Source organism: Pseudomonas sp. CLCA07, from assembly GCF_053615335.1.
The window spans coordinates 1,276,337-1,288,759 of record NZ_CM132131.1; the positions used below are offsets into that span (position 1 = coordinate 1,276,337).

Genomic DNA, 12,423 nt, shown 5'->3' on the forward strand with positions numbered 1-12,423 from the left:
AGTCTTGCGGGCAAGCTCTAGAGTCGAGCTTGCCCGCAAGATGCATCTCAAATCACTCAGTGTCGAACCAGCTTCTCCATTGCCGCATCTGCCAGAAAAGAAGAGCGGCTTTTCACATTGTGCTCACGCACATATCGATCAATGCGCTGAATCACATAGCCAGGCAGAGTCACGTTGACTTTCTCGGTTTTGCCCATGTACGGCGAAATGTCCAGCTCGAGCATTCCCCAGCCCATATCGGCGAAATCTGGATTCCCACGGTGAGCAGCCGCAGATGTAGGCATGGGAATCGACTCCCCGTCAGCCGCCATCTCCTGAAGCATGATGTGAGCAATCTCGACTGCCGCGTTATAGGCATCTTCAAACGTATCCCCGGCCGTTACGGCGCCTGGAATATCGGGGATCTGAATACCGATGGCGGTGTTCTCGTCGCCCCACTCGATACAGATTGGATATTGCATTATGGATCTCCTGCATAACTGGCTCCCGGGTAATACAGCCCGGCTCGCCTCCTGATGCTTTTGACCGTCCCGATCGGTAAATCCTTTTTCGGATGGGGGACGGGAATGGTGTACGGGTTGTAGGGGTGCTTGAAGATGTGATGACTTCCGGTAATCCGATCCAGTATCCATCCAGCCTCTTCCAACTCTTTAATCAATAGCCTGCTCTGCACCAATAGCCTCCTTGCTCAGGCTCAAACAAAAGTAACCCTAGAGTTATCTTTACTCAAGCACAAAAACCCGCATCGCGACGCTCGGTTGTTTTACAGGGTGTGATTGCGGGCCACGGCATTCCCCACAAGAATGAATACTTTCGCTCAGGGTGATTCGAACGCCGAGGTCAACCCGGATTACACTCAGCGTCCTGAGCCTGAGCGATGCTGGATGCGATTCGCGGCTAACCGATCAAATGCCGCCTGACCCGCGGCATGTTTTTCAAGGAGTGTGAAATGACCCGTCGTACTTTTCTTATCACCGGCGCCAGCAAAGGCATTGGCCGCGCGGTGGCCGAGCACCTGGATCGTGCTGGGCATCGAGTCGTCGGGATAGCCCGAACGCCTGACCTGACGTTCCCCGGCATTCTGTTTCCTCTGGATCTGAGCGACAGAGCGCTGACTCAGGAAGTCCTGGCGGATCTGGCCAGGACTTACGAATTTGATGGACTGGTGAATAACGTCGGCCTGGTACGCCCGCAAGTGCTGGGGGAAATTGATCTGGATACATTCGACGAAGTGATGCGGGTCAACCTCCATTCGGCGTTGCAGGCCACCCAGGCGCTGCTGCCGAACATGCGCGCCAAAGGCTGGGGTCGGGTGGTGAACATTTCCAGCCTGACCGTACTCGGGATCACCCAACGCACCGCGTATGCGGCGGCCAAAGCAGCGCTGATCAGCTTCACACGCTCCTGGGCGCTGGAACTGGCGCAAACCGGCGTGACGGTGAACGCGGTGGCGCCGGGACCGACGGAAACCGAGTTGTTTCGCGCCAACAACCCGCCTGGCAGTGAAGGTGAAGCGCGGTATCTGGCAGGCGTGCCGATGGGGCGGTTGGGGCAGCCGCAAGAGATTGCGGCGGCGATTGCGTTTTTGCTGTCCGAGCAGAGCGGCTTCATTACCGGGCAGACTTTGTTTGTCGATGGTGGGTCCTCAATAGGAAAAGCCGCCTTCTGACTAACAACACGAATCTAATGTGGGAGCGAGCCCGCTCGCGAAGAGGCCGTGACAGGCAGCATTGATGTTGAATGTTCCGCCGCCTTCGCGAGCAGGCTCGCTCCCACACTCGACCTGTGCCAGTCATCAGATTTTGCACAAGGACTTCAGATGGACCGTTTGGCCGCAATGGAAACCTTCGTCTACGTCGTGGAAACCGGCTCGTTTTCCGCCGCCGCCCGGCGCCTGAATATCGGCCAACCCGCCGTGTCGAAAGCCATTGCGCAACTCGAATCACGCCTAGCCGTGCGACTGCTGTTGCGCTCGACCCGAGGCCTGACACCCACCGAGGCCGGCCTGGCCTTTTTCGAACGCTCCAAGCGTGCCCTCGAAGAAGCCGATGAAGCCGACAACGCCGCACGCGGCGCCGCCAGCGAGCTCACCGGCAATTTGCGCATTTGCGCCGCCGTGACCTTCGGCCGAATACATATCGTGCCGCACCTCGGGCCTTTCCTCGAGCAAAACCCGAACCTGAACATCGACCTGATACTCGACGACCGCAACATCAATCTGGTCGAAAAAGGCGTCGACATCGCCCTGCGCATGGGCGCCCTGAGCGATTCCGGTCTCACCGCCCGCAAGATCGCCGAATGCCGGCGCGTGGTGCTGGGTACGCCGGCCTACTTCGAAAAACACGGCGAACCCACCTGCCCGGCTGACCTGAGCAAACATCAGGCGGTGGTCTACGCCCTGGGCGGCGGTGCCAACTGGCAGTTTCGCAACGCGAGCGAAGAACAGTCCGTGATCATCAACGGCCGAATTCGCGTCAGCGCCGCCGAAGGCTTGCGTGAAGCAGTCCTCGCCCATCTGGGGCTGACAATGGCATCCGAATGGATGTTTGCCCCGGAACTGGCCAGTGGCGCTGTCAGGGAAGTGATGAAGGGCTGGACACTGCCGAACCAGGATTTGTGGGCAGTGTTTCCCACCGGAAGAATGGCCAGCGCGAAGGCTCGGGCGTTTGTGGAGTATGTGCAGGGGTTGTTGGTGAAAGAAGCCTGACGTTTCGAATATTTCGTTTATTGCGGTTTTCGATTAATTCGAATAGCCTTCCAACTTCGTTTAATCAACATATTGGAAACCGCCATGTCGCCTGTCGTCCAACCACCTTTCACCTTGCCCTTGGAGCGCGAAGTGCAAGCTGCCATCGAAGGGCAGCGCGCCTTGACGGCCTATTTGGCGACTCAATTCGAAACCCAGCACATCCAGATTTTTGATGAGCGCAACGAAGCTCATACCGTCGAATTGCCCACCTCGGCACTCCGATTGCTGGTCGACATTTTGGCGGAGCTCGCGGCCGGCAACGCCGTCAAAGTGGTTCCGGTTCACGCCGAACTCACCACCCAGGAAGCCGCAGACCTGCTCAACGTCTCACGCCCGCACCTGATCAAACTGCTCGAATCCGGCGACTTGTCCTACCACAAAACCGGCAAGCACCGACGTGTGCGCTTCGCCGATTTGATGGACTATAAAAACCGGCGCGACACTGCCAGCGAGCAAGCAATGACGCTTCTCGCGGAGCAGGCACAAGCGTTAAGGACAGGATACGAGTGAGGCATTCCACTTTCACCGCTGTATATGACGCCTGTGTTTTGTACCCCGCTCCCTTGAGAGATTTTCTGATGTGGCTTGCGCTCTCCGGGCGGTTCAGAGCGAAATGGACGTTGGAAATCCATAACGAATGGAAACGTAATCTGCTCAAAAACCGACCGGATCTTACCGCGCACCAACTGGATCGAACCTCTGAACTGATGGATCAGGCGCTTCCCGATGCTTGTGTAACGGGTTACGAAAGATTGATCGAAGGACTGACGTTGCCCGACGTCGACGATCGACATGTGTTGGCGGCCGCCATTCGTTGCAATGCCAGCGTTATCGTGACCTTCAATCAAAAAGACTTTCCCTGCACAGCACTGGTCCCGTTCGGTATCGAGGCTCAGCATCCCGACGAGTTCGTCGAGAACCTCTTCGACCTGGACCGGACCGCCGTGATTGCGGCGGCCCAGCGCCAGCGTAAGCAGCTGAAGATGCCACCGATGGATGTCGACACGTATCTCGGGCTTCTGTCTCGTCAGGGCCTTGTTCAATCGACAAAGGCGTTGACCACCTACCGGACGTTGCTCTGAACGCCTTTCGTTGACCACGGTCATTGCGTCTACCATTCGCTACAAAACGCAACCATCCAAAGCCACCGTAACCCTGGGCGGCAACTCCCCCCCATGCTCCAGCAACCACGCATCCAGCGTATGCCCGACGTGCGTCAACACCGCCGACACCGGTTGCAATTCTTCGATACAACGCAACGCCAGCGTCAGATCATTGTGGTTACGTGGCACCTGAGGTTGTGGCGGCATTGAGCAATCGAGGACCAGCAGGTCCAGCGGTACTCGTTGCAGCCATTCAGCAGTGGCCGGTGGCAAGCCCACGGTATCGGTCAGGTAGGCGATCCTTCGCCCTTCACCTTCCAGCGAGTAGCCGAGGGTTGGTTTGGAGTGTTGCAGCGGTAACGCCGTGACGCTGAGCCCGCCAAACTGGCGGGTTTCAAAAGGGCTGAACGGTTGGCTGAAATCGAGAATGCCGGGGTGTTTGTAGAGGTCGGCCAGGCCTTCCGGGTCCACCGGGCCGTGAACCGGAATCACCAGCCCCTGACCCCAGCGTAAATGCAGCAGGCCTTGGGCGTGATCGGCGTGATAGTGGGTCTGGAAAATCCCGTTGAAGCTGCGTGGCGGAAAGCGTTCGGTCAGGTCGGGCAGTCCGCTGTCGATCAGCCAGCGCTGGTCGCCACATTCGATCAGCGCACTGCACGGTCGACGCCTTAATCGTTCATCGTTGCGGGCATGAATGCAGGCCACGCACTCGCAGCCGTAGACCGGCACCTGTCGGGCGTCACCGGTGCCCAGTAATGTCAGGCGCATACGCAATGCTCGTCGATGCAGGCCAGCAGGCGTTCGACCGTCCGTTCCAGCGCTGCAGAGTTATCCAGCAGGTGTACTGCCGGACCGTGATCGGTCAGCAGACGCTCACTGAAACGTGCATTGCGCGCCAGCCGCTGATCAATCTCGGTCACAGACTCACGTCCGCGCGCCAGCAATCGCTGGCGCAATACGGCTTGATCGACGGTCAGCAACAGCACCAACGAGTTGGGATATCGCTGGCGGGTTTGCGGCAGATGAGCGCGCGAACCGTTGACCAGCACGTCCTGCCCCGCCGCCAGCCAGTCGTCAATCTCCCGAGGAATGCCATAGGACAAACCATTGGCGTGCCACCTCAGGGCAAACGCACCCTGAGCCTCCAGTTCGGCGAACTGCTCGAGGCTGACGCCGTGCGCCGCCTCGCCCACCGCTTCCGCCGAGCGGGTAATGACCCGCCGCACGATGCGACAGCCACGTTCGGCCAACGCTGTTCGTGCAGCATCCAGCAGGCTGTCCTTGCCCGAACCTGAAGGTCCGATGAGATAGATCAACCTGCCCGACATCAAAACACCCTCTTCGCTTGGCGCCACACTTGTTGCACCACCGGCAGCCCGTCCTGGCTTCTGGCTTGCACCAGGTCCGCGCCCAATCCGACAGCGATTTCGCCGCGATCATTCAAACCGGCCGCCCGGGCCGGGGCCAGGCTGACCATGCGCACTGCGTGGGCCAGATCACACGGGTTGTCCTGGGCGGCCAGCGCAAACGCCGCTTGCAGGAGACTGGCCGGGTAGTAATCACTGGACAGAATGTCCAGCAACCCTTCAGCGGCCAGATCGGCGGCGGCGACGTTACCCGAGTGCGAACCGCCGCGCACAATGTTCGGTGCACCCATCAGCACTTTCATGCCAAGTTGCTGGCTGCCGCGCGCCGCCTCAACGGTGGTCGGGAACTCGGCGATGGTCATGCCGTAACGCGCCGACTCTTCGACATGCGCGAGCGTCGCATCGTCATGGCTGGCCACCGACAGGCCTCGCGCCAGGCAATGCTCCACAATCGCTGCACGATAGCGGTCGCTGTATTGCTTGGAGTTGGCCATCTGCAAGGTGATGAATTCATCCATCTGCGTCGTGGTCAGATGGTACTTGCCCATGTAGTACTCACGGTATTTGGACTCCAGGACGAATTGACGCTGGCCCGGCGAGTGGTCCATCACCGACACCAGTTGCACCAGCGGATGCTCCACCAGGTCGCGGAACACACTCAAGGTGTCCGGGTGGCACAGCTCGCAACGCAGGTGCAGACGGTGTTCGGCGCGGGTCAGCCCGGCGTCGGAGGCGCTGGAGATTGCTTCAAGCATCGCCGGCAACTTCTGCATGCGATTGCCTTTGGGGTTCACGTCTCCGATGGACACTGCATCGAACACCGTGGTGATGCCGGCCGCGATGATCTGCGCGTCATGGCTGAGTACCGCCGATATCGACGGCCAGTCCACGCCGGGACGCGGGGTCATGTGACGCTCGAGGTTGTCGGTGTGCAGTTCCACCAGGCCCGGCAACAGGAAATCACCGTTGAGGTCCTGGGCGTGAGGCAACCGGCTCGGGCCTTCGGCGACGTCGGCGATCAAACCGTCGCGCAACAGTACGCTGCCAAGGAACACGCGGTCCGCGGTGACCAGTTGGGCATTGCTGAGGATCTGTTCAACGGGCATCGGCATATTCCTCTTGGTTCACAGCGGCGGGGGTCATATCGAGATGGCGGTCGGCAACCGCTTCGCGGGCGGTGCGGTCGTGGAAGATGCCAATCAGCGCGGCACCGGCGGTTTTTGCTTCGTTCATCAGCTCCAGCACCACTTGGCGATTGGTGTCGTCCAGGGACGCGGTCGGTTCGTCGAGCAACATCACCGGCCACGTCACCATGAAGCCACGGGCGATGTTGACCCGTTGCTGCTCGCCACCCGAAAAGGTGCCGGGCGCCAACTGCCACAGACGCTGCGGAATGTTCAGGCGGCTGAGCAGCAATTCGGCCCGCACCTGTGCAGTTTCTTTCGACCAACCACGGGCAAGGGCCGGCTCCATCACCACGTCCAGGCAGGCCACGCGCGGAATCACCCGCAGGAACTGACTGACATAGCCCAGAGTGCGCTGACGCACCTGAAGAATGTCGCGCGGTTCGGCGCCCACCAGCTCCAGCCACTGGCCGTCGTGCTGCACGCGAATGCTGCCGCCGGCCGGCAGATAGTTGCCGTACAAGGTGCGCAGCAACGTACTTTTACCGGCGCCGGACTGACCATGCAGCACCAGGCACTCACCCGCTGCCACGCTGAATTCAACCCCGCGCAGCACGTTCAGGACCACGCCGTGTTGCTGGTGCAAGGTGAAGGTTTTCGAGAGGTCACGGACCTCGATCAAGGTATTCATCGCTCGGTTTCCACAGTTGAACGGGGCTTCACGGTTGCAACACCGAAGACACCAGCAGTTGCGAATAAGGGTGCTGCGGATCGTCGAGGACCTGATCGGTCAGGCCGGTTTCCACCACCCGCGAGCGGCGCATCACCATCAGTCGGTCGGCCAACAATCGGGCCACCGCCAGGTCGTGAGTGACGATCACCACCGCCAGGTCCAGTTCACGCACCAAGCCCCGCAGCAAATCGAGCAAGCGCGCTTGCACCGACACGTCGAGGCCACCGGTGGGCTCGTCCATGAATACGAGGCGCGGGCTCGACACCAGGTTGCGAGCAATTTGCAGCCGCTGTTGCATGCCGCCAGAGAACGTCCGCGGTAAGTCGTCGATGCGCTGTGGGTCGATTTCCACCTGGCTCAGCCAGTCGATGCCTGCCCCGCGCAATTGCTGGTAATTGCGCACGCCTTGGGCCATCAGACGTTCGCCGATGTTGGCGCCGGCCGACACGCCCATGCGCAAACCGTCGCGCGGGTTCTGTTCGACGAAGCCCCATTCGGTGCGCAACAAAGTCCGGCGTTCGGCTTCGCTGGCGCTGTACAAGTCCAGCCATTGGCCCTGTTTGTCGCGGTAACCGATGCTGCCGCGCTGTGGTGGCAGGCGTCCGCTGAGCAACGACAACAAGGTCGACTTGCCCGAGCCGGACTCGCCGACAATCCCCAGCACTTCACCGGGATACAGGTCGAAGCTGACGTCCTGACAGCCCTTTTCCGGGCCATACAGCAGCGACAGATTGCGCACCTGCAACAGCGGCTCGGCCGTGGTTACGGAAAGATCATTTTTCAGCGCCTGGTTCATTGGCCCTGCTCCTGCTGGCTGACGCGCTGGGCGCAGTAATAGGTGTCGGAACAGACGAAGCTCTGGGTACCGGCGTCGTCTAGAATCAACTCATCAAGGAAGGATTCTTGGCTGCCGCAAATGGCGCAGCACGCGTCCCACTTCTGTGCTTCGAAGGGGTGATCCTCGAAGTCGAGGCTGGTGACCTGGGTGTACGGCGGTACCGCGTACAGGCGCTTTTCCCGGCCGGCACCGAACAGCATCAACGCCGGACTCATGTCGAGTTTCGGGTTGTCGAATTTGGGGATCGGCGACGGGTCCATCACGTAGCGTTCATCGACCATCACCGGGTAGGCATAAGCGGTGGCGATGTGGCCGAAGGTGGCGATGTCCTCGTACAGCTTGACGTGCATGACCCCGTAATCATTGAGGGCGTGCATGGTCCGAGTCTCGGTTTCCGAGGGTTCGATAAAGCGCAGCGGCTCCGGAATCGGCACCTGATAGACCATGATCTGATCGGCGTGCAACGGTGTTTCCGGGATGCGGTGACGGGTCTGGATCACCGTCGCGTCCGGCGTGCTTTCAGTCGTTGCGACACCGGCGGTGCGAGCGAAGAAGCGGCGGATCGACACGGCGTTGGTGGTGTCGTCCGCGCCCTGGTCGATGACTTTGAGCACGTCATCGGCACCGAGAATCGCTGCGGTCAATTGCATGCCGCCGGTGCCCCAGCCGTAAGGCAGCGGCATCTCTCGACCGCCAAACGGCACTTGATAGCCGGGGATCGCCACGGCCTTGAGCAAAGCACGACGGATCATGCGTTTGGTCTGTTCGTCGAGGTAGGCAAAGTTGTACGCCGCATCGCGCACGGGTGCCCGGTCCTTGATGGCATAGCTCAGGTCATTCATGGCTGTGGCCCTCGGCAGGCTTGCGCAGTTTGCGGATCAGTTCCAGTTCGGCCTGGAAGTCCACGTAGTGAGGTAACTTGAGGTGCGATACAAATCCGGCGGCCTCAACGTTGTCGCAGTGCATCAACACAAATTCCTCCTGCTGCGCCGGCGACACGATCTCTTCGTTGAACTCGCCAGCGCGTAGTGCGCGGTCGACCAGCGCCATGCCCATGGCCTTACGCTCGGCATGCCCAAAGGCCAGGCCATAACCGCGCGTGAACTGCGCCAGCTCGGTGGCCGAGCCGACAAACTGGTTGACCATCTCGCACTCGGTGACTTCGATGCTGCCCAGATTGATCGGAAAACCCAGCTCTTCGGGATCGATCCAGACCTCGACGTCACCGATGCGAATTTCCCCGGCGAACGGGTGATTGCGGCCATAACCGCGTTGGGTCGAATAGCCCAGCGCCAACAGAAAACCTTCATCGCCACGGGCCAGTGCCTGCAAGCGTTCGGCGCGGCTAGCCGGAAGTTCCAGCGGGTCGCGGGTGATGTCGGCGACGTTGTCGCTGTTGTCGGACTCGTTCTTGATCAAGCCTTCCTTGGCCAACAAACCCAGGACTCGCGGGCACGGTTCCAGGCTGGCGTTCGGCGTGACCTGCGGCCCCGGATACTCGCCCTCGGCGAGCAAGGCAAAGTCCAGCAAGCGATGGGTGTAATCGAAGGTCGGCCCCAGCAGCTGCCCGCCCGGCACATCCTTGAAGGTCGCGGACAGGCGCCGGCTGAGCTGCATGTCGGACGTATCGATCGGCAGGCTTGGGCTGAACCGTGGCAACGTGGTGCGATAGGCGCGCAGCAGGAAGATCGCTTCCACCAGGTCGCCCGCCGCTTGCTTGATCGCCAGCGCGGCCAGTTCTTCGTCGTACAGCGAGCCCTCGCTCATCACCCGCGCCACGGCCAGCGGCAGTTGCTGACGGATTTGCTCGACGCTCAGTTCCGGGACCGAGGTATCGCCCCGGCGTTTTTTTGCCAGCAGACGGTGGGCATTGTCGATGGCCTGTTCGCCACCCTTGACGGCTACGTACATCAGGCACGCTCCTGTGCTGCGTGGGTGACCCGCGTGCTGCGCGGCAGGCCGATAAGGTCATGGCCGGCGGCAAAAAACAGATCCAGCCCACGGGGGAATTCGTTGCGCTCCTCGCGCTCGCACCAGACGCTGTCGGGGAGCGGCAGGCTGACCACGTGCTCGGTCTCGATCCCCGGTCCGCGCCAGGCCAGCCCTTCTCCGCCGTCGAGCAATGGCAGCTGGACCAGCAAGGTGCAGGACTGATCCGGGTAACGATCATTGCCACTGTCGAAGCCGCTGAGGTCGAGCAAGTCGGCGTCGGCGAGCAAGGCAAACCGTGCGCTCTGCCGATCTGCGGTGAGCGGGCAACCGCAATGGAATGCCAGGTTGGCGCGGATCAACGGCGTGTCGAAGGACGGCGCCAGCCACAGCGGCGTGTCGACATCCAGCAACGCCAGGCACAACGCGTAGGTGGCCGGCGCCAAGCCTTCAATGCCTGGAATGTCATGCAGTGTCTGGATTAATCCTGGGCCGGCCAGCGCCCTGAGCGCCGCGCGAAAACCGCGCTGGGCATCCAGCACCGGGTCGGTGAAGGCCGGTTGCAACAGCTGTGCGCTCATCAGTTTTCTCCTCGCACGAGGGTGAAGAATTCGACTTTGGTGGCGGCGGTTTCTGCGGCTTTCTGCGCCCTGCGTTCGGCCTGGGCGGTCGCCAACGGCGTGATCATTTCCGCCAGCCAGTGACGCTGTTGCGCGCCCTGCAAATGCGCGTCGGCCAGCGCGGCCAGTTCGGCGTGGACCTTGTCGCGCCCCGCCAGGTAGCTGAAACCGGTACGGCCGTCGGCCAGGCGCACCACGCATCGAGTCACGCTCATTTCGCCGACGTTGAACGGCGCACCGTTGCCGCCCATGCGCCCACGTACCAGGGTCATGCCGATTTCAGGAGCGCGGATCAGTTGGTATTCGATGTCGCGCAACTCCGCTTCATGGGGTTGCAATTCACTGCGTCGGGCGCGGGCCAGCACGCCGATCCAGTGTTGCCGTTCGGCGTGAGGAGCAAGAAGGCCGTGAATTGAGTCGTGCATTGAGTTCTCCATCAGGTAAAGACCTGGTACTGGAAACGATCCGAACGGTTCGTGGACTGGGCCAGTTCCACCGGGCGGCCGTCGCGGTCGCGGGAAAGGGTGAACACACTCAGCGCCGGCAAATGCCGGGGCATCATCAGCAATGCGGCTTCGTCGCGGCTGGGCAAACGGGCGCCGATCAGGCTCAAGGTGCGGGTCAGCGGCATGTCGCGTTCGCTGAGGTATTGGCGCAATGAACCGCCGGTGTAGTCCGCCAGCAACGGCGCATGACTGGCGCAGTAGCGATGACGGATCAGGCTGACCGGTTGGTGATCGAGCTTGCGCAGGGTCTGCAATTCGATCATCGGCGCCATCTCGGCGATGCCCAGGTGCTGCGCTTCTTCACGGCTGGCGAAGCAGTAACGGCGCTTGAGCAACACCGCCTCAACGCCGAGCCCTTGTGCGGATAACGACTGGCTGTAAGCGCTGTCGGCCGCCATGGGGTAAATCAGCGGCCGTTCCAGCACTTGCGTGCCCTTACCCTGAAGGCGCAACAGGCTGCCTTCGAATACCAGCTCATCGATGGCTCGGCGCAAGGTATGGCGGTTGACGCCGAAACGTTCCGCCAGCTGAACCTCGGCTGGCAGAAAGTCCCCGGCCTGATAATCCGCCAGCTCACGGCGCAGGATGTCGGCCAATTCGCGGTACACCGGCTCATCTTGTCTAGACAACTGCATGTTTAAAAAAAGCGCCCATGGGCACCCCTCTGAAATTCAGATGAACTGCTTGCGCAGGCGTTGCGACAGGATGTCGATCAGGCTCACCACGACGATGATCACCAGCAAGACTGCACACGTCTGAACAAACTGGAAGGCGCGGATGTTCTCCCAGAGAATCACCCCGATGCCGCCGGCACCGACCATCCCCACTACTGTCGCGGAGCGCACGTTGGCTTCGAAGCGGTACAGCGCGTAGGACACCCACAACGGCATCACTTGCGGAATCACCCCGTAGATCACCTCTTGCAAGGCACTGGCTCCGGTGGCGCGAACCCCTTCGACCGGGCCTGGATCAATCGCCTCTACCGCTTCGGCGAACAGCTTGGCGAGTACGCCGGTGGTGCTGATCCACAGCGCCAGGACACCGGCAAACGGCCCCAGCCCGACGGCCACGACGAACAACATGGCGAAGACCATTTCGTTGATCGAACGGAAGGCGTCCATCACCCGGCGCAGCGGCTGGTGAATCCACCATGGCGTGATGTTTTCGGAACAGAGAATGCCCAGCGGCACCGAGCAGACAATCGCCAGCACCGTGCCCCAGAGGGCGATTTGTACGGTGACGATCATTTCCTTGAGGTACGCGCGCCATTCATGAAAGTCCGGCGGGAAGAAATCCGCGGCGAAGGTCGCCATGTTTCCCGAGTCGCGGTACAGCGCCATCGGGTTCATCTCGGCGCCGTGCCAGGCCCAGGCCAGCAAGACCAGGAACAGGCCCCAACCGAGGTACTGTGGCCAGGTGCGCTTGCCGACAGCTTCAGCGTGAAGAGTGGTCAT

At 61.0% G+C, this 12,423-nt stretch carries 17 protein-coding genes; 4 read left to right on the plus strand and 13 right to left on the minus strand.

The features are described 5' to 3' along the window. Window positions 1–56: 56 nt before the first annotated feature. Window positions 57–461: a type II toxin-antitoxin system HicB family antitoxin gene (locus ACWGZX_RS05850; protein ID WP_452627628.1), complete on the minus strand. Its 405-nt coding sequence runs from the start codon at window positions 459–461 to the stop codon at window positions 57–59. Beyond that, a complete protein-coding gene (locus tag ACWGZX_RS05855; protein WP_150781070.1) occupies window positions 461–673 on the minus strand; it encodes a type II toxin-antitoxin system HicA family toxin in 213 nt (70 codons plus the stop codon). The genes ACWGZX_RS05850 and ACWGZX_RS05855 overlap by 1 nt, the downstream gene beginning before the upstream one ends. A 276-nt stretch (window positions 674–949) precedes the next feature. Here ACWGZX_RS05855 and ACWGZX_RS05860 point away from each other — a divergent pair, with 276 nt between their 5' ends. From ACWGZX_RS05860 to ACWGZX_RS05875, 4 genes are all read left to right on the plus strand, one after another. Further along, window positions 950–1,669 carry an SDR family oxidoreductase gene (locus ACWGZX_RS05860; RefSeq protein ID WP_452627629.1) on the plus strand — a complete coding sequence of 240 codons (720 nt, stop codon included), beginning with the start codon at window positions 950–952 and terminating at the stop codon, window positions 1,667–1,669. Between the two features lie 150 nt (window positions 1,670–1,819). Next, on the plus strand, window positions 1,820–2,707 hold the full coding sequence (locus tag ACWGZX_RS05865; protein WP_452627630.1) for a LysR family transcriptional regulator: 888 nt from the start codon (window positions 1,820–1,822) through the stop codon (window positions 2,705–2,707). Window positions 2,708–2,791: 84 nt separating this feature from the next. Next, a complete protein-coding gene (locus tag ACWGZX_RS05870) occupies window positions 2,792–3,259 on the plus strand; it encodes a helix-turn-helix domain-containing protein (RefSeq protein ID WP_452627631.1) in 468 nt (155 codons plus the stop codon). After that, entirely contained in the window at window positions 3,256–3,831 is a 576-nt protein-coding gene (locus tag ACWGZX_RS05875; RefSeq protein WP_452627632.1) for a PIN domain-containing protein, read from the plus strand. Before ACWGZX_RS05870 ends, ACWGZX_RS05875 begins: the two co-directional genes overlap by 4 nt. 39 nt (window positions 3,832–3,870) lie before the next feature. On the opposite strand, the gene phnP is transcribed toward ACWGZX_RS05875, so the two are convergent. From phnP to phnE, 11 genes are read right to left on the minus strand one after another with little or no spacing between them, the layout of a single operon-like run. After that, on the minus strand, window positions 3,871–4,620 hold the full coding sequence (gene phnP / locus ACWGZX_RS05880) for a phosphonate metabolism protein PhnP (protein ID WP_452627633.1): 750 nt from the start codon (window positions 4,618–4,620) through the stop codon (window positions 3,871–3,873). Further along, entirely contained in the window at window positions 4,611–5,180 is a 570-nt protein-coding gene (gene phnN / locus ACWGZX_RS05885; RefSeq protein ID WP_452627634.1) for a phosphonate metabolism protein/1,5-bisphosphokinase (PRPP-forming) PhnN, read from the minus strand. The genes phnP and phnN overlap by 10 nt, the downstream gene beginning before the upstream one ends. Further along, window positions 5,180–6,325 carry an alpha-D-ribose 1-methylphosphonate 5-triphosphate diphosphatase gene (locus tag ACWGZX_RS05890; protein ID WP_452627635.1) on the minus strand — a complete coding sequence of 382 codons (1,146 nt, stop codon included), beginning with the start codon at window positions 6,323–6,325 and terminating at the stop codon, window positions 5,180–5,182. The genes phnN and ACWGZX_RS05890 overlap by 1 nt, the downstream gene beginning before the upstream one ends. Then, entirely contained in the window at window positions 6,315–7,034 is a 720-nt protein-coding gene (gene phnL / locus ACWGZX_RS05895) for a phosphonate C-P lyase system protein PhnL (protein ID WP_452627636.1), read from the minus strand. The genes ACWGZX_RS05890 and phnL overlap by 11 nt, the downstream gene beginning before the upstream one ends. 28 nt (window positions 7,035–7,062) lie before the next feature. Beyond that, a complete protein-coding gene (phnK, locus tag ACWGZX_RS05900; RefSeq protein ID WP_452627637.1) occupies window positions 7,063–7,872 on the minus strand; it encodes a phosphonate C-P lyase system protein PhnK in 810 nt (269 codons plus the stop codon). Continuing rightward, window positions 7,869–8,756 carry an alpha-D-ribose 1-methylphosphonate 5-phosphate C-P-lyase PhnJ gene (locus ACWGZX_RS05905; RefSeq protein WP_452627638.1) on the minus strand — a complete coding sequence of 296 codons (888 nt, stop codon included), beginning with the start codon at window positions 8,754–8,756 and terminating at the stop codon, window positions 7,869–7,871. Before ACWGZX_RS05905 ends, phnK begins: the two co-directional genes overlap by 4 nt. After that, on the minus strand, window positions 8,749–9,825 hold the full coding sequence (locus ACWGZX_RS05910) for a carbon-phosphorus lyase complex subunit PhnI (RefSeq protein ID WP_452627639.1): 1,077 nt from the start codon (window positions 9,823–9,825) through the stop codon (window positions 8,749–8,751). The genes ACWGZX_RS05905 and ACWGZX_RS05910 overlap by 8 nt, the downstream gene beginning before the upstream one ends. Beyond that, a complete protein-coding gene (phnH, locus tag ACWGZX_RS05915; protein WP_452627640.1) occupies window positions 9,825–10,424 on the minus strand; it encodes a phosphonate C-P lyase system protein PhnH in 600 nt (199 codons plus the stop codon). The genes ACWGZX_RS05910 and phnH overlap by 1 nt, the downstream gene beginning before the upstream one ends. Beyond that, window positions 10,424–10,888 (minus strand): phosphonate C-P lyase system protein PhnG, encoded by a 465-nt coding sequence (gene phnG, locus ACWGZX_RS05920; RefSeq protein WP_452627641.1) that lies wholly within the window; start codon window positions 10,886–10,888, stop codon window positions 10,424–10,426. Before phnG ends, phnH begins: the two co-directional genes overlap by 1 nt. 11 nt (window positions 10,889–10,899) lie before the next feature. After that, complete coding sequence (phnF, locus tag ACWGZX_RS05925; RefSeq protein ID WP_452627642.1) at window positions 10,900–11,604, minus strand: phosphonate metabolism transcriptional regulator PhnF; 705 nt, start codon at window positions 11,602–11,604, stop codon at window positions 10,900–10,902. Window positions 11,605–11,640: 36 nt separating this feature from the next. After that, entirely contained in the window at window positions 11,641–12,423 is a 783-nt protein-coding gene (phnE, locus tag ACWGZX_RS05930) for a phosphonate ABC transporter, permease protein PhnE (RefSeq protein ID WP_452627643.1), read from the minus strand.